The organism is Azohydromonas lata (assembly GCF_034427735.1).
Lineage (GTDB): Bacteria > Pseudomonadota > Gammaproteobacteria > Burkholderiales > Burkholderiaceae_C > Azohydromonas > Azohydromonas lata.
This window is the reverse complement of the sequence record NZ_JAXOJX010000015.1, coordinates 1-23,255: the sequence shown is the minus strand read 5'-3', so window position 1 is coordinate 23,255 and position 23,255 is coordinate 1. Positions and strand designations below refer to the sequence as shown.

Here is a 23,255-nt window from a genome sequence, read left to right as displayed (position 1 = left end):
GCGTGACGCAATTGGCAGCGCCCCCAGGACTAACCCCATGCACTGGGGTTTCCCATGTCCCCTACCCTGCCACGCACCAGCATCACGTGGAGGAAGCATTCATGGCGTCCGAACCGTTCCACAGCGGCTCCGTGCCGGCAACAACAGGCGCTGCCGGCGCCGCCGCGCAGCCACCCTCGGCCCTCTCCATCGAGCTGCGCACGCTGCGCTGGTCCGACCCGCTGCGCTGGCTGGCCCTGGGCTGGCGCGATTTCACGCGCTGCCCGGGCCTGGGGCTGTTCTACGGCGCGGCCTTCGTCGCCATGGGCTACGCGCTCATGAAGGTGTTCGAGGAAGCGCCGGCCTACGTGCTGGCGCTCTCGGCCGGCTTCCTGCTCGTGGGCCCCTTCCTGTGCCTGGGCCTGTACCAGGCCAGCCGCCACCTGGAGCGCGGCGAGCAGCCCGACTTGGGCGACTCGCTGCTGGCCTGGGACACGCGCACCGGCACGCTGGCCCTGTTCGGCGGCGTGCTGCTGGTGCTGGAGATGATCTGGGGCCGCGCGGCCATGATCGTCTTTGCCGTGAGCTTTGACGGCATGCCGGACTTCAAGGGCTCGCTGACCATGCTGGCCGAGCCGGAGAACCTCGCCTTCACCATCACCTACCTGGCCGTGGGCGCGGTGTTCGCGGGGCTGATCTACGCCGTCAGCGTCGTCTCCATCCCCATGATCCTGGACCGCCAGACCGACGCCATCACCGCCGGCCTCACCAGCTTGCGGCTGTGCCTGACGCAGCCCGGCGTGATGCTGTTCTGGGGCGCGCTCATCACGCTGCTGGTGGTCGCCGCCATGCTGCCCTTCTTCGCCGGGCTGCTGGTGGTCGGCCCCTGGCTGGGCCACGCCTCCTGGCACGCCTACCGCGGCGCGGTGGCGGCCGAGCAGCCGACAACCGACGCCGCGGCGGATGCGCCTCAGGCCGCCGACGGCGCGCCGCGCGACATCTCGATGTGAGGGATGTCGTCCTCCAGGTAAGTCTCCCCCTCCGCCCGGAAGCCGTGCGCCTCGTAGAAGCGCTGCAAATGGGCCTGCGCCGAGATGCGCAGGCCATGCCCCGGGTGGATGCGCGCACTCTCGCGCAGGCCTTGCGCCACCAGCGCGTGGCCCACGCCGCTGCCGCGCACCGCGGCTGAGGTGACGACGCGGCCCATGGAGGCCTCGCCGTACTTCAGCCCCGGCGGCACCAGGCGCAGCGCCGCCTGCAGCCGGCCCTCCCCGTCAAAGCCCAGCAGGTGGTGGCAGTGCAGGTCGGCCCCATCGGGGTCCAGGTACACGCAGTTCTGCTCCACCACGAAGATCTGCGAGCGCAGTTGCAGCAGCGCGTAGAGCGAAGCCACGTCCAGCGCCTCAAAGGGCTCGCAGCGCCAGCGCAACCGCTGGGCCTGCGCCTGGGCTGGAGTCACGTCGGCCACGGCGCTCATGGCAGGAGCACGCTGCAGCCGGTGGTCAGCCGCGCTTCCAGGTCACGGTGCGCTTGGGCCGCGTCGGCCAGCGCGTAGCGGCGCTCCACGGGAATGGCCACGGCGCCGGAGCCGACCACTTCGAACAGCTCGTCGGCCATGGCCTGCGTGGCTTCGCGGCTGGCCAGGTGGGTGAACAGCGTCGGCCGCGTCAGGTACAGCGATTTTTTCGCCAGCAGGCCGATGTCCACCGGCGGCACGGGGCCGGAGGAGGCGCCGAACAGCGCCATCAGGCCGAAGGGCCGCAGGCACTGCAGCGAGCGCTCGAAGGTGTCGCGGCCCACGGAGTCGTACACCACCTTCACGCCCGCGCCGCCGGTGATCTCGTTGACGCGCGCGACGAAGTCCTCCTTGGAGTAGTCGATGGCGTGTGCCGCGCCGTTGGCCAGCGCCAGCTCGCACTTGGCCTGGGAGCCGGCCGTGCCTATAAGCTGCAGGCCCAGCGCCTTGGCCCATTGGCAGGCGATCAGGCCCACGCCGCCCGCCGCGGCATGGAAGAGCACGTGGTCGCCGGGCTGCAGGCCTTGCGCGGGCAGCGTGCGGCGCAGCAGGTACTGCACCGTCAGGCCCTTGAGCATCATGGCCGCGCCCGTCTCGAAGTCGATGCCGTCGGGCAGCCTCACCACGTGCGTGGCCGACATCACGCGCGCCGTGCAGTAGGCGCCGGGCGGCTGGCTGGCGTAGGCGGCGCGGTCGCCGGGCTGCAGGTGCGTCACGCCGGGGCCCACGGCCTCGATGACGCCCGCGCCCTCCATGCCCAGGCCGCCGGGCAGCGGCTGCGGGTAGGTGCCCAGGCGGAAGTACACGTCGATGTAGTTGAGCCCGCAGGCGTGGTGGCGGATGCGCACCTCGCCCGGGCCGGGCTCGCCCACGGCCACGGGCTGCAGCTCCAGCACCTCGGGGCCGCCCGCGCGGGCAAAGAGAATGGCTTTCTCGTTGGGATGGGTCACAGGGAAGTCTCCGGTTGGTCGGCGTGCCGCCGGGCTGCGCCCGGCGCCGCGGCCCCACGCGGCCCAATGCAGCCCTGCACAACCCAAAGGGCGGGCCTGGGCCTTGCCACGCGGCGGGCGCCGGCCGGCATGCGCGCCGGCAGCCGGTTATGGTGCCATGCCCTGACGTACCGGCCGCTTCACGCGGCTGCTCCATGCGCCGCCTCACCACCGCCCCCAACCTCGCCATCGCCACCCTGTGGGCCGAGCTGCTGACGCAGTGCGGCGTGGACGCCCAAGTGCAGCGCGCCTGGGCCGGCAGCATCGCCGGCGAGATCCCGCCGGACCAGGCGCTGCCGGAGGTCTGGGTGATGGACGACGACCGCCTGGAGGAGGCCCGCGCGCTGCTGCGGGCGCAGCAGAACCTGCCCGCCCAGCACTGGCGCTGCGCCGCCTGCGGCGAGCAGGTGGACGGCCCCTTCGGCCAGTGCTGGAACTGCGGCGCGCTGCGCCCGCAGGGAGACGCACTGTGACGCGGCTGTCCCCCCGCACCGCCTTGCTGCTGACGCTGCCGCCCCTGCTGTGGGCCGGCAACGCCGTGGTGGGCCGCCTGGTGGTGGGCAGCGTGCCGCCGCTGACCATGAACTTCCTGCGCTGGGTGCTGGCCGCGCTGCTGCTGCTGCCGCTGGGCTGGCGCGTGCTGCGCGCGCCGGGCGACCTGCGCACACGCTGGCCCTACCTGCTGCTCACCGGCACGCTGGGCGTGGGCATGTACAACGCGCTGCAGTACCTGGCGCTGGTGAGCTCCACGCCCATCAACGTCACGCTCATCGCCTCCAGCATGCCGGTGTGGATGCTGGCCGTGGGTGCCCTCTTCTACCGCGAGCACCCGGGACCCAAGCAGATCCTGGGCGCGCTGCTGTCGCTCACGGGCGTGCTGTTCGTGATCGCGCGGGGCGACCCCCACGCGCTGCTCTCCGTGCGCTTCGTGCGCGGCGACCTGTACGTGATCGTGGCCATCATCGCCTGGGCCTTCTACAGCTGGCTGCTGGCGCGCCCGCCGGGCGCCATGCGCGGCGACCACAAGCCTGCCTGGCATTGGGCCGAGGCGCTGCTGCTGCAGGTGCTGTTCGGCCTGTTGGGCGCGGGTGCCGCCGCCGCCCTGGAGCAGGCCGCGGGCACCTACGCCATACGCTGGGACCGCGGCTGGACCTGGGCGGCGCTGGCCTACGTGGCCGTTGGGCCGGCCGTGCTGGCCTACCGCTGCTGGGGCCTGGGCGTGGCCACGGCCGGGCCGGCGCTGGCGGCCTTCTTCAGCAACCTCACGCCGCTGTTCGCCGCGCTGATGTCGGCGGCCGTGCTGGGCGAGCCCCCGCGCTGGTACCACGGGGCGGCCTTCGTCCTGATCCTGGCGGGCATCGCGGTGTCGGGGCGGCGCGGCTGAGGCAACTTCACGAGCCCACACGCTGCGCTACATGCATCGGCGCACGCCGACGCCCCATGCCTGCGCTCAAAACCTCTGGATACACTGAAAACGCTGGTTTCCTGCCCAAGGAAACCCAGTGCCCGCCGTTTTGACGCGTGCTGCGCGACGGCGTCCAGCCCACCAACAGCAGATTCGAGGGAAGCACCGTGGCAAAGATTCTGGGTACCGCCTTTGGCGACATGATTGATGCCTCGCGCGTCACCGCCAGCAACGACACCATCAGCACCGGCAACGGCAGCGACACCATCTTCGCCAGCGGCGGCAGCGACCTCATCAATGCCGGCTTCGCCGCATCGGCCGCCTACTGGCGCTACGGCTACAACGACTACGACACCGTCAACTACAGCAGCGTGGGCCGCATCGTGGCCAACCTGCAGGCCGGCACGGTGGCCAAGTACAACGCCGCCGGCACGCTGCTGGGCACGGACACGCTGGTGGGCGTGGACACCATCGTCGGCACGGCAGGCAACGACTCCATCACCGGACGCGAGCGCTGGGGCGATTCCGAGGAGTTCCGCGCCAGCCTGGGCAACGACACCATCAACGGCATGGGCGGCCTGGACAGCGCCAACTACGGCGACTTTGGCCGCGTCAACGTGAGCCTGGCCGCCGGCACGGCCACCAAGGTCAAGGTCGACGGCAGCGCCGGCGGCGTGGACACGCTGCGCCAGGTGGAAATCATCGTGGGCACCAACGGCGTCGACACGATTGACGCCACCGGCTTCGGCGCCACCAGCGTCAACCGCAACTCCGAGGGCGACGGCTTCAACCTGCTGACGACGCAAAACGGCGCCGACGTCATCACGGGCAACGGCGAGACGGTGCTCAACTACAGCAACGCGGCGGGCTCGCTGAGCCTGAGCTTGGCGTCGCAGCAGGCGTTGGGCGGCACCAAGGGGGCCGTGGTGCTGGCCTACACCGCCTCCACGGGCGCCAGCGGCTACGGTGTCAGTACCGGTACCCAGGCCTCGGGCGTGAGCGGCATCCGCGGAGGCAACTTCAACGACACCCTGGTCGGCGGCGGCCACGTCAACACGCTGGGCTTCGCGGCCACGTCCACCGTGGGGGGCGACGCCAGCGCCGAGCGCTTCCGGGGCAACGGCGGCGACGATCTCATCGACGGCAAGACCGGCCTGGACCGTGCCGAATACAACACCGGCCAGCCCATGTCCGAAGGCGTCACGGTGAACCTGGCCAGCGGCATCGTCACCGGCGACGCCATCGTGGTGGGCACCGACACGCTGCGCGGCATCGAAGCCGTCAGCGGCACCTATCTCGACGACGTGTTCGACGCCCGCGGCTTCACGCTGAGCAATGCCACCACGGGCCGTTCGGCCAACTACGGCGACTGCATCGTGGGCGCGCCCAGCGGCGAGACGCTGGCCTCCACCGCGTTCAACGAGTACCGGCCCACGGGCGGCAACGACACCGTCATCGGCAACGGCGCCACGCGCGTGAATTTCGCCTCCATGGGCGTGGAAAAGCTCACCGGCAGCACGCCGTCCGTCATCGCCACCTTCACCAGCGCCTCGGCCGGCACCGCCGCCTACGGCATGACCGACGGTGGCCTGGGCACCGTGACCTTCAGCGGCGTCTACGGCGTGCAGGGCGGCCTGGGCAACGACTCGCTCACCGGCGGTGCCGGCTTCCAGGAACTGCGCGGCTACTACGGCAACGACACCCTGTCGGGTGGCGACGGCAACGACCGTCTCTATGGCTACACCGGTTCCACCACGGTGCTGACCAACCCCACCACCGCCTACACCGACGACGACCGCCTCGACGGCGGCGCCGGCAACGACCTGCTGCGCGGCGACTTCGGCAACGACGTGCTGCTCGGCGGCGCGGGCACGGACACGCTCGAAGGCGGCACGGGCAACGACACCCTCAACGGCGGCGCCGGCCAGGACTCGCTCACCGGTGGCGCAGGCAACGACCGCTTCGTCTTCGCCTTGCTGGCCGACGTCAACGGCAACACCAGCGCCACGTGCGACGTGATCACGGACTTCGTCGCCGGCCAGGACCTCATCGACCTCTCCGCGCTGGACGCCAACACCGCCAACGCCGCGGGCAGCAACGACGCCTTCACCGCCGTCATCGCCGCCACGGCCAACTTCACGGCGCCCGCGCAGCTCAAGCTCGTGGGCGGCGTGCTCTACGGCAACACCGACCTGAACTTCGCGACCAGCGAGTTCGCCATCCGCCTCACCGGCGTGGCCTCGCTGAGCACCGCCAACTTCGTGCTTTGACGCGCCTATCGCTGCCGCGCAGGCCGGCCCGGCGTGTGCGGCGGCTTTTTGACGCCGGCAGCACGCCGCGGCCTCAAGCCGCGGGCCCGCCGGTCGAATAGAGGTCCAGCCCGTCCCGCCGCGGGATGGAACAACGAGACCCGGAAGCCCACAGATGCCCACCCCCACCGGCTGGTCCGCGAACAACAGCGCGCCGCTGTCCAGCCGCACCGACGTCAACAGCCTCATCGACGGGCAGCGCTGGGCCACCGCCAACCTCTCCTACAGCTTTGCGGGGTCGGGCTCCGCGTGGTCCACCGACCCCAACAGCGGCTATGGCCCGCGCAGCAACACCACCGCGGAGCCCTGGAGCCCGGGCTATGCCGCGCTGTCCACCGACAACCGCGCCGCGGTGCGCACGGCGCTGGCCGCCTGGACCAACGTCAGCGGGCTGCGCTTCAACGAAGTGACGGAAACCGCCTCCGCCGTGGGCGACCTGCGCTTCGCCTTCTCCAACCTGAGCGACGCGCAGGCCTGGGCCTACGGGCCCTCCGACTCCGCCGCCGCCGGCGACGTCTGGTTCGACACCCAGGGCACGTCGCGCACCGACCCCTGGACGCCGGGCAGCTACGAATACCAGACCGCCATCCACGAAATCGGCCACGCGATCGGCCTCAAGCACCCCTTCGAAGCCGGCAGCAGCAACGCCCAGCTCATTGCCGCCTCGCAAAACACGCGCTCGCTCACCGTCATGAGCTACTCCGCGCTGCCCGGCCGCACCGACACCTGGTACTCCTTCGAGCCGACCACGCCCATGCTGCTGGACGTCGCGGCCATCCAGACGCTGTACGGCGCCAACCGCCAGTACAACGCCGCCAACACCACCTATGCCTTCTCCGGCATGGCCACCTACCACCAGACGATCTGGGACGGCGGCGGCACCGACACGCTGCGCTACGACAGCACCCTCGGCGGCCTGCTGGACCTGCGCGAGGGCCAGGCCAGCCGCCTGGGCCAGGCCGTCAACATCGAGAGCTACAGCGGCGTGCTGCAAACCGGCGTGAAGAACGTCTGGATCGCCTACGGCACGGTCATCGAGAACGCCACCGGCGGCAGCGGGGCCGACGAGATCATCGGCAACGACGCCGCCAACCTGCTGTTGGGCGGTGCCGGCAACGACAGCCTGCAGGGCGGCGCGGGCAACGACACGCTGGACGGCGGCGCCGGCAGCGACCGGCTCACCGGCGGCAGCGGCAACGACGTCTACACCGTGGATTCAACCGGCGACACCGTGACCGAGACCGCCACCGCCGCCACCGAGATCGACACGGTGCAGTCTTCCGTGACCTGGACCCTGGGCGCCAACCTGGAGTGGCTGACCCTCACGGGCTCGGCCGCCATCAACGGCACCGGCAACACCCTGGCCAACCGCATCACCGGCAACGCCGCCGCCAACGTGCTCTCCGGCGCCGCGGGCAACGACACGCTGTTGGGCGGCGCGGGCGCCGACACCCTGGACGGTGGCGCCGGCAACGACGCGCTGGACGGCGGTGCCGACATCGACACGGCCAGCTACGCCGCGGCCACCGCCGCCGTCACCGTCACCTTGAACCTACTGCCGGGCACCGCGCAGAACACCGGCGGCGCGGGCACCGACACCCTCACCGCGATCGAGAACCTCACCGGCTCGGCCTTCAACGACAAGCTCACCGGCACCGCCGGCGCCAACCTGCTGCAGGGCGGCGCCGGCAACGACACGCTGTTGGGCGGCGCGGCCAACGACACCCTGGACGGTGGCGCCGGCAACGACGCGCTGGACGGCGGCGCCGACGCCGACACGGCCAGCTACGCCGCGGCCACCGCCGCCGTCACCGTGAGCCTGCTGACGGCCCTTGCCCAGAACACCGGCGGCGCGGGCACCGACACCCTCACCGCCATCGAGAACCTCACCGGCTCGGCCTTCAACGACAGGCTCACCGGCACCGCGGGCGCCAACCTGCTGCAGGGCGGCGGCGGCAACGACGTGCTGCTGGGCGACGCGGGCATCGACACCCTGGCCGGCGGCGCCGGGCTGGACACGCTCACCGGCGGCGCGGGCGCCGACACGTTCGATTTCAACGCCCTGGCCGACAGCGGCGCGACGGCCACGACCTGCGACGTCATCTCCGACTTCAGCCTCGCGCAGGGCGACCGCATCGACCTGCGCGACGTGGACGCCAACGCTTCCATCGCGGGCGTGCAGCACTTCAGCGGCCTCGTCGCATTGAGCGTGGCCTTCAGCGCGCCGGGGCAACTGCACTTCGATGCCGCAGCGCACCTGCTCACCGCCAACACCGACACCGACCGCGACGCCGAATTCGTGCTCAAGCTCACCGGCGTGAGCAGCCTGAGCGCCGCCGGCCTGTGGCTGGCCTGATGCCGCAACCGCGCCGGGCCTGAGCCCGTCGCGCGAGCGCGCCGCTCAGCCGCGCAGGTGCGCGTCCACCAGCGGCGCCAGCACCTGCGCGTGCCGATGCGCCAGGTCGTGCCCGCCGCCGGGATGCATGTGTAGCCGCGCGTTGGGCAGCAGCCCCTGCAGCCGCTGGCCCACGGCTACGGGGCTGATGGGGTCGTTGTCGCCCCACAGCAGCAGCGCCGGGGCCGTGACCGCGCCCAGGCGCGGCGCCAGGTCTTCGGCATAGCTTTCGAACCAGCGCGGCAGCGATGGGTTGGCGGCGAAGAAGTCCGGGCGCCAGTCCTGCGCGCCGACGCCGGCCATGTCCACGCCGCCGGAGGTCACGCACAGCACCAGGTGCGTCACCAGCGCCGGCCGCGCCAGAGCGGCGCGCAGCGCTACCGCCCCGCCCATGGACTGCGCCACCAGCGCGCAGGGGCGGTCGATTTCCGCCAGCACCAAGTCCACCAGGCCGTCGAAACCTTGCACGTCCGAGCGCGCCGGCACGTCGCCGAAGCCCGGCCAACCGAGCAGCTTCCTTTGCGCGGGATGGTTCACGTGATCAGACATGGGCTGCCAGAAATCGGCGCGGCCGGTGGCACCGGGGAGGAATATTATTTTTTCAGGATTTTTCATTGAAATTCCTCGGATCCTATAACGGCAGGTTTTCTTGAATTATTAGCCACACAAAAGCTCTCGCATTTTTAGGCGGACGCATGCCTATGCCGTAAAGCAACGAAGCGACCAACCCGGTGACGCCTTTCATTTGCGGCCTCCCTATTGCGTCCCGCCCACCACCGCAAAAACTTATTTAAATACAAGCCCCAAGAACAAAATCCCCCATGAAATACTCATGAGGGATTCTTCAAAATCAATCAGGAAACAGCTTTCCGATTTCCCGACACCTGCCCGGCACGCTTCGCGTGCCGCCGCGCTCACTCCGTGAGCGACTGCCTCCACCGCGCCCTCAGCGGCTCCAGCACGTAGTCCAGGAAGCTGCGCTCGCCCACGCGCACGAGGACGTCCACCGGCATGCCCGCGCGCAGCGGGGAGTTCACGGTGGGCAGCTTGGCGCGTTCGCCGTCGGGGATGGTGATGCGCGCCAGCAGGTAGGGCGTGCCCGACCGCTGGTCCTCCAGCTTGTCGGCCGACACGGTGAGCAGCTCGCCGTTGAGGTCGGGCAACCTCACCCGGTCGCTGCTGGAGAAATGCAGTTGCGCCGACTGGCCCACCTTGAGCTTGTTGGCCATGTTCACCGGCAGCTTGGCTTCCACCAGCAGCGCGTTGTCCTGCGGCACGATCTCCAGCAGCCGCTCGCCCGGCGCCACCACGCCGCCCACGGTGTGCACCGCCAGCCCAACCACCTGGCCCGCCACGGGCGCGCGCAGCTCGGCCTGCTGCAGCCCCGTGGTGAGCGACACCACGCGCGCCTGCAGCGCGGCCTCGTCGTGCACCAGCGTGGCACGCTCGGTTTCCAGGTCGCGCACCTGCTCGCGCTGGCGCCGCGACAGTGCGGCCGCCGACTCCTCGATGCCGCGCTGCGTGCGCAGCGCGTCGGACTCGCTGTGCGCGATGTTGGTCTTGAGCTCGGAGATGGAGCGGTCCAGGTCTAGCAGCCGCAGCTTGGGATAGTTGCCCTCCGCCACCAGCTCCACCAGCGCGTCGCGCTGCTGCTGCAGGATGGCGAGCTGGTCGCGGTAGCCCGCGGCCAGGCGGCGGTGGCCCTCCAGCTCGGCTTCGAGCTGCGCCTTGCTGGCCTGCAACTGCTGCAGCTCGGCATGGCGCGCACCCTGCTGCGCCTGCAGCAGCGACTGCTGCGCCACGCCTATGGCCTGGAAACGGGCGTCCGCGGGCAGCGCCGAGGCGGGCAGCCGGTCGCGCCCACCGGCGGCGGCTTCGAGCCGGCCCAGCGCCGCGCGCGCCAGCGCCTGCTGCGCCTGCGCGGCGTCCAGCTCGGCCTGGATCTGGCGCACGTCCAGCTTGAGCAGCAGTTGCCCGGCCTGCACGTTGTCGCCCTCGGCCACGTGCAGCGAATCGATGCGCCCGCCGCTGACGTGCTGCACCACCTTGCGCTGGTCGGCCACGGCCACCATGCCCATGCCCGGCACCGCCTGGTCCAGCGGCGCCAGCGCCGCCCAAGCCAGGAAGCCGCCAAAGCCCAGCACGCCCACGCCCAGGCCCAGGCGGATCGCCGGCCAGGGATTGCCGTCGCGGCGCGATTGCGGATCGCGCGACAGCGCGTCAATGAATCGGTTCAGCATCTGGGGACTGCCTTCAAACGGGAGAGCCCAGGCGCGGGCCGGCGGCCACGGGGGCCGGGACAACGGCCGCACCCTGCGCGCCCTGTACGACAACGAAGCTCGACGGCGCGCCCTGCGGGGCCACCGGGGCGGCCGGCGCCGCGCCCTGCGGCGGCGCCTGCACAGCTCCCCCGCCCTGCGGCTGCTGCGCGTTGAGCGCCTGCAGCACCTTGTCGCGCGGGCCGAAGGCGGCGACCTGGCCGTCGCGCATCAGCAGGATCTTGTCGGTCAGCCGCAGCAGCGTGGTGCGGTGCGACACCACCACCACCGTGGCGCCGCGGGCCTTGCAGCCGGCCAGCGCCGCGGCCAGCGCGTTCTCGCCCACGTCGTCGAGGTTGGCGTTGGGCTCGTCCAGGATCAGCAGTTGCGGCTTGCCGTACAGCGCGCGCGCCAGGCCCACGCGCTGGCGCTGGCCGCCGGAGAGCGCCGCGCCGCCCGGGCCCACCGGCGTGTCGTAGCCCTGGGGCAGGCGCAGCACCATGTCGTGAATGCCCGCGGCCTGGGCGGCAGCCACCACCTCCTGGCTGTCGGGCTCGGCCAGGCGGGCGATGTTCTCGGCCACCGTGCCCTCGAACAGCTCCACGTCCTGCGGCAGGAAGCCGATGTGCGGCGCGAGCTGCTCGCGCGGCCAGGTGGCGAGGTCCGCGCCGTCCAGCCGCACCTTGCCGGCCTGCGGCGTCCACACGCCCACCAGCACGCGCGCCACGGTGGACTTGCCCGCGCCGCTTGGGCCGATGATGGCCAGCAGTTCGCCCGGCTCGGCACTGAAGCTCACCTGCCGCAGCAGCGCCAGTTGCGAGCCCGGCGCGGCCACGGAGACGTTTTCCACCGTCAGCTTGCCCGCGGGCGCCGGCAGCGTCATGCGCTGCGCGGGTGGCGGCGACACGGCCAGCAACTGCTCCAGGCGCTGCTGCGCGTCGCGCGCGGCCACGATCTGGCGCCAGGCGCCGATGAGCATCTCCAGCGGCGACAGCGCGCGGCCCAGCAGGATGGAGGCGGCAATCATCATCCCGCCCGTCATGCGGCCTTCGAGCACCAGCAGCGCGCCCAGCCCCAAGGCCAGCGACTGCGAAAAGATGCGCACGAACTTGGTCACGGCCGTGATGCGCGCGGCCGCGGCGCTGGTCTCGGCCTGCAGGTCCAGCGCCTGGTCGCCCATCTTCTGCCAGCGCCGCTGCACGGCCGGCAACATGCCCATGGCCTGGATCACCTCCGCGTTGCGGAAGCTGTTGTTCATGTAGCCGGAGGCGCGGGCGTTGAGCTTGTTGGCCTCCTGCAGCGGGGCGTGCGTGCGCTTCTCGCTCCACCACAGCAGCAGCAGCAGCACGATGCACGAGCCCACCAGGAACAGGCCCAGCCACAGGTCGATCATGAAGCCCGCGGCCATGAACACCAGCGCGAAGGGGCCGTCGAAGAGCAGGATCAGCCCCGTGCCGGCCACGAACTGCCGCACCGTGGTGAGGTCGTTCATCGCCAGGCTGGGGTTGCCGCCGCGCGAGCGCGCGGCGTCGCTGAAGGCGGCCTCGAACACGCGCGAGGACAGCTTGTTGTCTATGGCGTGGCTGACCTGCTGCAGCACGGCCGAGCGCAAGTACTCCAGCGCGGCATAGACGGCGTAGAGCCCCGCGGCCAGCAGCGTGAGCATGGCCAGCGTCATCTCGTTGCGGCTGCCCAGCACGCGGTCGTAGACCTGCATCATGTAGACGGAAGGCACCAGCAGCAGCGCGCTGAGCACGAAGCTGAAGCTGCCCGTGGCCAGCATGCTGGCGCGCAGGCCGCGCAGCACCTGCGCGATCTCGCCGGTGGAAGCTGCGGCGGCCGCGGAAGGCGGTTGGGGGGTCGCGGGTCGGGTCATGGAAAGTGGCTCAGGTCAGGCCCAGCAGCTGCAGGGCTCGCGGCAGCACGTGGCGGTGGAAATCGATGCGCTCGGCCACGGTGGCGCGGGCACGCTCGCGCAGCGCGCGGGTGTCTTCGCGCAGCAGGCGGCTCACGCCGTCGCGCAGCGCGGCCTGGTCGAAGAAGTCGAGGAGCCGGCCATTGACGCCGTCCTCGATGAACTCCTGCACCGGCGGCGTGGCCGAGCCCAGCACCGCGCAGCCGCAGGCCATGGCTTCGAGCATGGACCACGACAGCACGAAGGGGTACGTGAGGTAGCAGTGCACGCTGGAGACCTGCAGCAGCTTCACGTACTCGCCATAGGGCAGCGGCCCGGTGAAGTGCACGCGCTCGGGGTCGGGCCGGCCGCCTTCGGCCACGAGCCAGTCCAGGTGCGTGGCGTGCGGCTTGGGCGGCGCCGAGCCGTAGCTCACGCCCGTGGCGCCGGCCACCACCACCTGCAGATCAGGCTCGCGCGCCAGCAGCTGCGGCAAGGCGCGCATGAAGACGTGGAAGCCCCGGTACGGCTCCAGGTTGCGCGCCACGTAGGTCAGCACCCGGTCGCCGCGGCTGAGCACGCGGCCATTGGGCAGCGTGAAGCGCGCGTCGGGGTTTGGGCGCAGGTGGGTCAGGTCCAGCCCCTCGTGCAGCACCTCGATGAGCGGATGAAAGCGCTCGGGAAAGCGCGAGCGCTGCCACTGCGTCGGGCTCAGGCCCTGGTCGCAGTAGGCCAGCGCCTGGAGCTGGGTGTTGTTCTTGATGCGCAGGCGCAGCCTGTCGTCCTCGTTGACCGGGAACTCCGCGTCGAAGCCCACGTCGGCGCCGTTGCCGGCATAGAAGAACTCGAACAGGTTGATGAGCCGCGCGCGCGGGAACACGTCCTTGACGAACAGGCTCTCGCCCCAGCCGGGGTGGGCCACCACCACGTCCGGCGTGAAGCCCTTGCGATGCAGCTCCAACAGGGCGCGGGCCACGTCCTGCCCGCGGCGCACGGCGCGCTCGTGCTCGCGCAGGTAATGGTGGGTGTGGCGGCCGTCTTCCGGGCCGGGGGCGCGGTCGGGGTAGCCCAGCACCTTCACGCCGCGCGCATAGGTGCGCCCGCGCACGCGCTCGGCCGAGCCCAGGGCCACGACCTCGCAATCGCCGCGCGCGGCCAGCGCGGCGCTCAACAGCTTGAACTGGCCGGGGAAATTCTGGTGAATGAACAGCAGGCGCATGGAAGCCGAAAACCGCGGCGGCACCGCCGGCCCGGCCAGCGGGCGGCAGCACGAACTGAGAACCAATGGTGGAAATGAAGCGGCCGGCGCATCAGGCCAACCCCGGCCGCGCGAGATCGCGAGGGCCGGACCAGCCTCCGGTCACCTCAGGGCGCGGCGAGTGTAAACGTCGGTAATTTCAAGCAGCTTGCCGCGCAACAAGAGCGCGCCGGGAAAGGCGCCAGAGTTCACGCCAAGGACGCGCTGCGGCCGTCAAAGCCAAGGAAACCGGCTTCAGACGGCTCCCGCCCGCAAGGTTTCCGCCCGCAACGTCCGTGCTCAGAACGTGCCCGGATACGCCCCGCCATCCATGAGCAGGTTCTGCCCAGTGATGTAGCCCGCGTGCACGCTGCACAGGAAGGCGCAGGCGGCGCCGAACTCGTCGGCAGTGCCGAAGCGCCCGGCCGGGTTCTGCGCACGGCGCTCCTCGGCAATCTCCTCCACCGGGCGGCCGCTCTTGGCGGCGGCACCCTGCAGGGTCTGCCGGATGCGGTCGGTGTCGAAGGGCCCGGGCAGCAGGTTGTTGATGGTCACGCCGCGCGCCACCGTCTTGCGCGACAGGCCCGCGACGAAGCCGGTGAGCCCGCTGCGCGCGCCATTGGACAGGCCCAGGATGTCTATGGGCGCCTTCACCGCCGCGGACGTGATGTTGACCACGCGGCCCCAGCCGCGCGCCATCATCGGGTCCACCACCGCCTTCATCAGCTCGATGGGCGTGAGCATGTTGGCGTCCAGCGCGCGTATCCAGGCCTCGCGGTCCCAGTCGCGGAAATCGCCCGGCGGCGGCCCGCCGGCGTTGTTCACCAGGATGTCCACCTGCGGGCAGGCCGCCAGCGCGGCGGCGCGGCCCTCGGCCGTGGCGATGTCGCCGGCCACGGCCAGCACCTGCACGCCCGGCGGCGCCAGGGCGCGCAGCTCCTCGGCCGTGCGCTGCAGCGCCTCCTCGCCGCGTGCGGTGATGACGACGTTCACGCCCTCCTGCACCAGCGCGCGCGCGCAGCCCTTGCCCAAACCCTTGCTGGCCGCGCACACCAGTGCCCAGCGGCCTTGAATTCCCAGATCCATGTGCCCTTACCTCCGCTTGTCCAGCGGCGCGATGACCAGCGGCATCCGCGCCGTACCGGCCACCCGCCCCATGGAACACATGGAAAAGGGCTTGCCCGGAAGCAGTACGCCCAGGGCGATGGCGGCCAAAGGGCCGATCATGCCCGCCTGCGCCGCCACGGCCGGGCTGTGCGCCCTCTGGCCGGCATGAGCATCCCTATATCCCTATAGGGGCGAAGGTGCGCGCCGTGGCAGCGGGCAGCGACCGCCCAAGAACCGGCGCGGGCAAGGCGGCCACCTTCAGCGGGCCGCCGTACAAGGCGCCGCAGGCAGGGCCCGCGGCGCGGCCTGGACGTCAGGCGTGCTTGTGAGCGCCCTTGCGCTGGGTCTTGGCCAGGTGCTTTTGCGCACCGTGCTTGTGGGCCATGACGGCCTTGCCGCTCTTGTGCGCGTGGGCGGCCTTTTGGGCCTTGGCGGTCTTGGCGCTCTTGGCCGACAGGGCAGCGCCGTGGGCGGCGTGGTGGCTGGTGGCGGCCTGGGCACTGACGCCAAGCAAAGCGGCGGCGGCCAGGGCAATGATTCGCTTCATGAACACTCCGATGAAACAGCATGGCTCAGGACTTGAGCCCGGAAGAAAAGCGTAACCGATGGATTCATGCGCCTTGGCCCCGTGGCCCTCACGGCAAGCGCGCAGGCGCGGCGTAATGCCCACTTGCAGCGTCTGGCCTTTAGGCTTCAGGGCGGCGGCTGGCGCCACCGCCCTTGGCCAGCGGTCTCAGAACTTGCCCAGCACGTTGAGGAACAGGCCGCGGCTGCGGTAGCTCAGGTCCGTGAGGTTGTCGGAGAAGTCGGTGAAGTTGTAGCCCAGGCCCACCTTCACGTTCTCGTTGACGTGGTAGTAGGCTGCGGTGAGCAGCCCGCTCTTGCGCTCGGAGAGCTCGGCCGCACGCAAGCTGCGCAGCTCCAGCAGCCAGTCCCACTGGCGCACGAGCTTCCAGTCCACGCGCACCACGGCCAGGTCGGCCGTGCTCTTGAACCACGCGGCGCTGTCGTCGCGGCTGGGGCGCAGCTCGCCCACGCGGCGCGCGAGCTTGCCGCCCACGCTCCAGCGCGCGTTGAGGTCGAGCATCGCGTCCACGGCCAGCACCTGGCTGCGCTGCTGGAAGTCCACCCCCGTGCCGCTGACCACGGGCAGCGTGCCCGCCACCGTGGTGCCCGTGAGGCCGCTGCCGCTCTGGCCCGCGGCCAGCTGCCCCGGCGAGGACAGGTCGTACAGCCACGTGTACTTGAACAGCAGGTTGAGCCTGTCGTTGGCCACCGGGCGCCAGGCGTAGCCCAGCACCGCCTCGGTGTACTTGGCCCCGGCCAGCGCGCCGGAGCTGCTGTTGCTGTCGGCCCAGTTGAGCCGCCCCAGCCAGCGGCCGTCGGGGCCGTCCTGCAGGCTCGCGGAGTTCTTGAGCAGCCAGCTGCGCCGCGTCTCCAGCGCCGAGGCGTCGTGCCGGGTCTCGGCGCCGCCGGCCCAGCGCAGCCCGTCGTGCACGTAGCCCACGGTCAGGCCCAGCGCCTCGCGCTTGAGCGCGCCGGCGTTCTCGTACTCGATGCGCCCCTGCTCCGCCGAGGCGCCCAGCGTCCAGCGGTCGTCCACGGCCCACTGCAGCCCGTAGGCGCTCACCAGCCCGCTTTGCACGCCGGAGCTCTGGCGCTGCTCGGAGTAGACGTTGAGGTGGTCGGTGACGCGCGACTTCACGCCGCCTACCAGCGCCGCGCCGCGGGCGTTGAGCGTCTCGTCGGTGCGCCCGGTGTCGCGCGCGTAGGTCATGTACAGGTTGGTGCGGTCGTCGTACTGGAAGTCCGCGCCCGCCTTGCCCCCGGCCCCGCCGTCGCCCGCGGAGACTTCCCCGCGCAGGGCCAGCCGGTCGCTGACCTGGTAGCGCCCGCCCAGGCCCACGCGGTCGTTCTCCTGGCGCGTGCCGCTGCGGTTGAGCGTCTTCTGCACGAAGCCGTAGAGGCCCCAGCCCTCGCCGCTGTCGTGCTCCAGCCGCGCGACGGCGTCGGTGCGCTCGCCCAGCACCACGCCCGTGGTGGGCAGCAGCGGCGAGGTGTTGACGGCGTCCGTGCCCTTGCGGTCCACGCGCAGCCCGGCGCTCACGCTCCAGTGCTCGTCCAGGCGGCGGGCGGCGTGGGCCTCGGCGGCGTCGGTGTTGTAGCCGTGCACCTCGTCCTTGTGGTCGGCCTTCAGGCGCACCTCGGTGGCCTCGCCCACGGGGAAGGTGGCCGAGGCGCCGGCCTGGCGCGTCTCGTTGGTGGCCAGCTGCCCCGGCGCGGAGAAGCCCGCGCCGCGCTGCTGCGCGTAGGCCGCCACGCGGCCGTGGTCGGCCAGCTCGAACTCCGAGAGCTCGGCCTGCCCTTCCACGCGCCAGGCGTTGGCCGCAACGCCCTCGCCCAGCGCCGCGCCGCCGAAGTTGAAGCCCCCGTCCAGCGACTGCAGCGTCAGGGTGCCCGGCCCGTCGCTGCGCGCGGCCTCGGCCTTGACGTAGCTGAGCTCGCTCTTGCGCAGCAGCAGGTCCACGCCGGCCAGGCGCTGGTCGCCGCCGGTCTGGCGCTGGCGCGAGGCCGTCACGCCCAGGCGCACGCCCTCGCTGGCCCACCAGGCCACGCGCCCGCCGGTGGCCAGCGTGTCCAGCGAGGCGCTGCTGGCCGCCAGGTACTCGTAGTCCACCACCAGGTACACGGGCTGGCCGGCGTAGCCGCTCAGGGTGGCCAGCAGCGCGCTGGCGTCGGCCGTGCTGGCCAGCGGCGAGGTCAGCAGCAGCCGGCCCTGCAGGTAGTCCACCTCGTAGTCCGAGCCCGGGATGAGCGCGCGGCGCTGCAGCACCATGCCGGAGTCGCGGTCGCGGATCTCCACATAGGCCTTCTCCGCGCCGCGGCTCACGTCCTGGTGGCGCAGGTAGTACAGCGAGCCGCCCGTGCCGCGGAACTCCTCGCGCGCGGCCAGCGTGCCGGGCTCGGCGGCGTAGAGGTCCACGCGCAGCCGCGCGTCGCCGAAGGCCGTGGTCTCGTCGCCCACGTGGCGGGCGTGCAGCCCGTAGAGGCCGCGGTTGACCTGCGACAGCGTCGTGTCCTGGCCCAGCGTGAGCTTGTAGTTGCCCCACAGGGCGTGGGAGCGGCCGTCGTCCACGCGCACGTACATGCGGCCCTGGGTGGGTGCGTCCTCGACGGTGGTGGAGTCGTCGCCGAAGGTGCCCCAGCTGTCCACCGGGTCGATGCGGCGGAACAGCGAGGCGGGGTCCTTGCGGTCGAGGTTGCGCAGCATGTCCTTGAGCGCGCGCTCCTCGGTGTCGACGCTGGCGGTGAGCGTCCAGCGCTCGTCGAGCTGGCCCTTGCCGTAAAAGGCGATGCGGCCTTCGCTCCAGACGTCGTTCTGGTAGCGGTTCTTGTCGGCCGCCACCAGCGCCGTCGGCCCGCTGATGTGGTTGCGCCCCAGCGTGAGGTCGGCCTGGCCGACGAGGAAGAAGTCCTGCTTGGGCAACTCGAAGACGCGGCGGTAGACCTGCTCGCGGCCGTCGGCGTCGATGACGGCGATCTCGCCGCTGCTGACCTGGCGCGGCACCAGCTCCTGCAGCGCGAAGCGGCCGTTGTCGTCCACCGGCACCTCGAAGCCCAGCGCGCGCACGCGCTGGTCCTTGGCGATGCCCTGCCCGCTGGCGGTGACGGTGCCGCCGCGCACGGCGATGTTGGCCACGGCCAGCCGCGAGCTGCCGTAGGCCTCCATCAGGCGCTTGGCCAGCGCGGCCGGGCTCTCCTCGTCCTGCGCTCGGCGGCGCTCGGCCAGGCCCAGCACGATGTCGTCGGTCTCGTCGAAGCGGCCGGCGCGGTCGTAGACGCGCAGCCGGTAGAACAGCCGCGGCTGCGCCGCCGTGGCACCGGCCAATTCGGCCAGCTCCGCGGGCACGCGCCACTGCGCGCGCAGCGCGGCGTCCAGCGGCACGGTCTCCAGCAGTTGCGGCTGCATCGCGCCGTCGGCGCGGAAGATGCGCAGCTCCGCGCGCACCAGGTACAGCCGGTAGTTGCTGTAGCCGGCAAAGCTCACCGTCTGGCCCGGCACGGCCGCGGCGGGCCAGGCGGTGGCGTTGAGCCGGCGCTGGGCCGAGAGGCCGTCGTACTGCAGCCGCAGCCGGTCGTGCTCCAGGCGCACGTCGGTGCAGCGCTGGTGGTCGGCGCTGGACATGCCGGCGTTCTCCAGCGGCTGGCCGTCCACGGTGATGCGCACGGGCACGTCGGCGGGGTCCGCCGGCGTGAGCGCGGCGCACACCGTGGGGTCCACGCGCTTCTCTTCGGCCGGCAGCGCGACGGTGCGCGGCGGCGCCTGCTCCTGCCAGTACACGCGCACTTCGACGCGGCGGTTCGTGGGCCAGTTGGCGCGGTCGGCGGCCGGCGCGGCCGCGGGCTCGTCCGGGCCCCGGGACGTGGCCTGGAAGGCGCCGTCGTCCAGGCCCAGCTGCTGCACCAGGTAGCGGCCCACGCGCTGCGCGCGCGCCAGGCCCAGCGCCTGGTTGTCGGGGAAGCGCGCTCGCAATGCCGGCGCGATGGGCTGCGGGTCGGTGTGGCCGACGATCTCGAAGCGCAGCCCCGCTCGGCCGCGCACCTGGGCCACGACGGCGTCCAGCCGCGCGCGGTCGCCCTCGGCCAGCGCGTCCTCGCCGCTGGCAAAGCGCGGCGTGTGGCGGTCGCTGCGCGTGACGGCCGCGCCGGGCTCGGTGGCGCTGCGCTCGATGCGCTCCACGCGCGGGGCGCGCTCGTCGCCCAGCAGCACGGTGAGCTTGGGCAGCTCACGCTCGGCAGTGGCCGGCAGGTGGTCCACGCCGTCGATCTCGCGGGCCCGCGGGTCGGCGGCGCAGCGGTCGCTGAAGCGCCCGCGCTCCTGCGCGTCGCAGCTTGCTTCTGAGGGGCCGCCTTGGGCGGCCTGGGCCGCCAGGCCCATGGCCAGGCAGGCGCCGGCCACGGCCAGGGGCAGCGCCGCGCGGCGCAGGAGTACAGAGGTCATGCCGGGGACGGGACGGGAACGGGGACGGGAACCGAACAGGGGTTTCATCGCAGGGGCCTCCACCGCTCAGCGCCGCGTGGGCGGGGTGGAGGCCGACACGCGCTCGACCTCGATGTCCAGGTTGAACAGCGCCTGGCCTTGGGCCTGGCCCTCGGCGCGCCAGCGCTGCAGCAGCAGCTCGCGCACGGCGGCCAGGCGGGCGTCGGCCAGCGCGGCGTCCTCGCCGGCGCCGGCCTCGTAGGCCAGGCGCAGGATCGAGGGCCGCTCGCGCAGCGCCGCCAGGGCCTGCTCCAGGCGCGGCGCGTGCTCGGCCTTGAGCGTGAGCGCGCCGTCGTCGAAGGCGGCGGACTGCAGCGCCAGCTGCACCACGCGGTGCACGGTGGCGCCGAAGTTGACCTTCACCGCCTTGCCGCGCGTGATGCGCTCGGCCGCCGGGTTCTCGGTGGTGACGCGGTAGCCCGAGGGCAGCGTGCGCTCGTCGAGCTTGAGCACGAGGTTGGAGCCCGTGCCGTCCTTGGGCACCGCGGCGCAGGCGATGTGGTAGCGCCCAAGCGCGTCGGTGTTCACCAGCAGGCCGTTGACGGTGGCGATGCGCACGTTGGGCAGGCCGGGCTCGCCCTCGTCCTGCCAGCCGTTGGCGTTGCGGTCGTCGTAGACCTTGCCGATGACGTCGGTGCAGTCCAGCAGCGCGTCCGGCACCACGCGCACGGAGGCCGTGGCGTTGTTGGAGACGACGGCTCCGGCGCGCTGGGCCACCACGCTGTTGACGTAGTCGCCCTCGCTCACGCCGATACCCACGGCCAGCACCATCTGGATCCGCTTGGTTTCCCCCGCGTTGAAGTGCACGCCTTCCAGCGTGAGCTGGCGACCCTGCAGCAGTGCGCGCGCGGGCTGCACCGGCCCGTTGGGCAGCGACTGCACCGTCAGCGATCCGTCCATGAACTTGAAGCCCGGCGGCAGCGCGTCCAGCACCAGCACGCCGCCCATGGACGCGGTGCCGGTGTAGCGCGCGGTGATGCTGTAGGGCACGGGCTCGCCCTTCTTCACCGTGAGCTTGGGCGAGGTCTTGCGCAGCTCGATGAGGTGCGTGGCGGAGCCGTCGGGGTCCAGCGGCAGGTGGTTGTTGACGATGCTCTGCGCCGAGCGGCCCGTGCCCGGATAGAACGTGCTCAGGAAGTACGGCGCCGTGATGGGAAGCGCCGGCCTGCTCTGCGGCGAGACGGTGCAGGGGTCGATGTGGTCCTGGTCCTGCAGCGTGACGCCTGGCGCGGTGCAGTCCTGCATGCTCAACGTGCCTTCCGCGGGCGGGATGAGCGAGGAGACGCGGTAGCCCGCCGGCGGCGTGACCGTCAGCGTGTAAACGCCCGCCGGCGCGCTGGGCATCAGCATGAAGCGGTACTCGCCCGACGCCGGCGTCACCACCGTGTTGGTGCCTTCCAGCAGGTGCACCGCGGGGTTGAAGCCCGCGGGACCGGTGATGCGCACCGTGGCGCCGGCCACGGGGGCGGCGGACAGGCTGTCGTAGACCACGCCGCCCGGATCCAGCGGCAGGTCCTGGTGGACGACGGCTTGCGTGAGGCCGGCGTAGAGCTTGATGGAGTCGGCGTTGAGGCTGCCCGTCTGGGTCGGCAGCAGGCCGCCGCTGCGGTTGAGCGCCGGGTCGGTGGGCCACACGCCGCCCACGAGGTGGCCTTGCAGGTTGCGGAAGCGCACCACGTGGCGTCCGGCCGGCACGTCGTTGAAGACGTATTCGCCCTGGCTGCCGCTGGTGGTGGTGAGCACCACCGTGGCGTTGTCCGTCGTGCACTGCGTGGGTGCGGGCGGACAGTTGGCCAGCTCCACCGTCCAGCCGGGGATGGCGATCTCGCTGGCGTTGGCCGAGGACGGGTTGTAGCTGCGGTTGTGATCGGCATCGAACCAGACGCGGCCACTCACCGACGAGTACGGGAAGGGGTACTGCAGCGTGACGCTGCCGCGGCCGAAGTTGTTGCCGCCCAAGGGGTCGGTACCGCCGTTGGTGTCCGTCGTGTCCAGGGTCACCAGCGTGGCGGTGTTGGTGAGCTTGTCGCCCACGTTGAGGTCGCCTGTGAGCATCACGGGGATGCGCACGTCGGCCGTGCCGCCGGCGGGCATCTGCGAGATTTCGCAGAGCACGGCGGTGCCACCGCTGACGCCGGAGCACGTGGGTGCCGCGGGCAGGAAGCTGCCCTGGGTGACCTTGAACACCGGCGTGCCGGTGAGCACCATGCCCGCGGGCAGCGTGTCGCTGAAGCGCACGCGCACAGCGGTTTCGGGCCCGTTGTTGGCAAGGCGCACGAGGAACTCAAATCTTTCCTCAGGCAAGGCCGTGGCCTTGGCCGTGGTCGTGCCGGGAGCAACCGCCACCTTGCTGAGCACCTGCACGTCCGCCTTGGGCGTGGTGGTGACGGTGACGCGGCCGGTGCCGTAGTTGTTGCCCGCGCGCGGATCGGCGCCGCCGCTGGTGTCCAGCGTGCCGGTGGTGACGATGCTGGCCGTGTTGGCGAACACGGTGCCCGCCGCCGGCGTGCCCGTCAGGCGCACGGGAATGCGCACCGTGGCCGTGCCGCCGGAGGGCATGCTCGTGATGCCGCAAGCCACGGCCGCGCCGCCGGCCGCGCCCGTGCACGTGGGCGCCGCCGGCACGAAGGTGCCCGCCGTCACCGTGAACACCGGCGCGCCGGCCAGCACCATGCCGCTGGGCAGCACGTCGGCGAACTGCACCGCCTGCGCCGCCTGCGGGCCGTTGTTGCTCACCGCCACCAGCCAGTCGAACGCCTCGCCGGCGACGGCGGTGGCCTTGGACACGGATGTCCCCGAGGCGACGGCCGTCTTGCTGGCAACCTGCACGTCGGCCTGGGACGCGGCGCTGACGCTGCCGCTGCTGAAGTTGTTGCCCGCGCCCGGGTTGCTGCCGCCGTTGGTGTCCACGGAACCCGTGGTCACCAGGCTGGCGGTGTTGGTGAACACCGCCGCGCCGGCCACATCGCCCGCAAGCCGCACCGGGATGCGCACCGTGGCCGTGCCGCTGGCCGGCATGGTGGTGAGGTCGCAAGTGACGCTGCCGCCGCCGGCGGTGCACGTGGGCGCGGCCGGCACGAAGGTGCCGCCCGTGACCGTGAACACCGGCGCGCCGGCCAGCTCCA

General features: G+C 71.8%; 15 protein-coding genes and 1 pseudogene. 5 read left to right on the top strand and 11 right to left on the bottom strand.

Going from position 1 to position 23,255, the window contains the following annotated elements; translation table 11 throughout:
- The first annotated feature begins 101 nt into the window (after positions 1-101).
- Entirely contained in the window at positions 102-989 is an 888-nt protein-coding gene (locus SM757_RS11260; RefSeq protein ID WP_322465543.1) for a DUF2189 domain-containing protein, read from the top strand.
- Here the strand turns inward: SM757_RS11260 and SM757_RS11255 are convergent.
- Together SM757_RS11255 and SM757_RS11250 are read right to left on the bottom strand one after the other, a co-directional pair.
- Positions 950-1,456 carry a GNAT family N-acetyltransferase gene (locus tag SM757_RS11255; RefSeq protein ID WP_322465542.1) on the bottom strand — a complete coding sequence of 169 codons (507 nt, stop codon included), beginning with the start codon at positions 1,454-1,456 and terminating at the stop codon, positions 950-952. The two genes, SM757_RS11260 and SM757_RS11255, sit on opposite strands and share 40 nt — an antisense overlap.
- On the bottom strand, positions 1,453-2,445 hold the full coding sequence (locus SM757_RS11250; RefSeq protein ID WP_322465541.1) for a quinone oxidoreductase family protein: 993 nt from the start codon (positions 2,443-2,445) through the stop codon (positions 1,453-1,455). Before SM757_RS11250 ends, SM757_RS11255 begins: the two co-directional genes overlap by 4 nt.
- 194 nt (positions 2,446-2,639) lie before the next feature.
- On the opposite strand from SM757_RS11250, the gene SM757_RS11245 reads away from it, so the two are divergent.
- The 4 genes from SM757_RS11245 to SM757_RS11230 all read left to right on the top strand — a co-directional run bounded on the left by SM757_RS11245 (position 2,640) and on the right by SM757_RS11230 (position 8,554).
- On the top strand, positions 2,640-2,957 hold the full coding sequence (locus SM757_RS11245) for a putative signal transducing protein (RefSeq protein WP_066339876.1): 318 nt from the start codon (positions 2,640-2,642) through the stop codon (positions 2,955-2,957).
- Positions 2,954-3,868 (top strand): DMT family transporter, encoded by a 915-nt coding sequence (locus tag SM757_RS11240; protein ID WP_322465540.1) that lies wholly within the window; start codon positions 2,954-2,956, stop codon positions 3,866-3,868. Before SM757_RS11245 ends, SM757_RS11240 begins: the two co-directional genes overlap by 4 nt.
- A gap of 188 nt (positions 3,869-4,056) precedes the next feature.
- Positions 4,057-6,159, top strand: a complete 2,103-nt coding sequence (locus SM757_RS11235) for a calcium-binding protein (protein WP_322465539.1) — start codon at positions 4,057-4,059, stop codon at positions 6,157-6,159.
- 154 nt (positions 6,160-6,313) lie between these two features.
- Positions 6,314-8,554: a M10 family metallopeptidase gene (locus SM757_RS11230; RefSeq protein ID WP_322465538.1), complete on the top strand. Its 2,241-nt coding sequence runs from the start codon at positions 6,314-6,316 to the stop codon at positions 8,552-8,554.
- Between the two features lie 45 nt (positions 8,555-8,599).
- Here the strand turns inward: SM757_RS11230 and SM757_RS11225 are convergent, their stop codons facing one another.
- The 9 genes and pseudogenes from SM757_RS11225 to SM757_RS11185 all read right to left on the bottom strand — a co-directional run.
- Positions 8,600-9,208 (bottom strand): alpha/beta fold hydrolase, encoded by a 609-nt coding sequence (locus tag SM757_RS11225; protein ID WP_322465537.1) that lies wholly within the window; start codon positions 9,206-9,208, stop codon positions 8,600-8,602.
- 299 nt (positions 9,209-9,507) lie between these two features.
- Positions 9,508-10,833, bottom strand: a complete 1,326-nt coding sequence (locus SM757_RS11220; protein WP_066339864.1) for an HlyD family type I secretion periplasmic adaptor subunit — start codon at positions 10,831-10,833, stop codon at positions 9,508-9,510.
- A gap of 13 nt (positions 10,834-10,846) precedes the next feature.
- Complete coding sequence (locus SM757_RS11215) at positions 10,847-12,727, bottom strand: type I secretion system permease/ATPase (RefSeq protein WP_322465536.1); 1,881 nt, start codon at positions 12,725-12,727, stop codon at positions 10,847-10,849.
- A 10-nt stretch (positions 12,728-12,737) separates the two neighbouring features.
- Complete coding sequence (locus SM757_RS11210; protein WP_322465535.1) at positions 12,738-13,964, bottom strand: glycosyltransferase family 4 protein; 1,227 nt, start codon at positions 13,962-13,964, stop codon at positions 12,738-12,740.
- Between the two features lie 318 nt (positions 13,965-14,282).
- Entirely contained in the window at positions 14,283-15,068 is a 786-nt protein-coding gene (locus SM757_RS11205; RefSeq protein ID WP_322465534.1) for an SDR family oxidoreductase, read from the bottom strand.
- A gap of 6 nt (positions 15,069-15,074) precedes the next feature.
- Positions 15,075-15,209, bottom strand: coding sequence for a hypothetical protein (locus SM757_RS11200; protein WP_259375532.1), 135 nt, complete (start codon positions 15,207-15,209; stop codon positions 15,075-15,077).
- A gap of 193 nt (positions 15,210-15,402) precedes the next feature.
- On the bottom strand, positions 15,403-15,636 hold the full coding sequence (locus SM757_RS11195) for a hypothetical protein (protein WP_322465533.1): 234 nt from the start codon (positions 15,634-15,636) through the stop codon (positions 15,403-15,405).
- Between the two features lie 186 nt (positions 15,637-15,822).
- Complete coding sequence (locus tag SM757_RS11190; protein WP_322465532.1) at positions 15,823-20,091, bottom strand: OmpA family protein; 4,269 nt, start codon at positions 20,089-20,091, stop codon at positions 15,823-15,825.
- A 66-nt stretch (positions 20,092-20,157) separates the two neighbouring features.
- A pseudogene (locus SM757_RS11185) lies at positions 20,158-23,255 on the bottom strand (hypothetical protein); the annotation flags it as partial.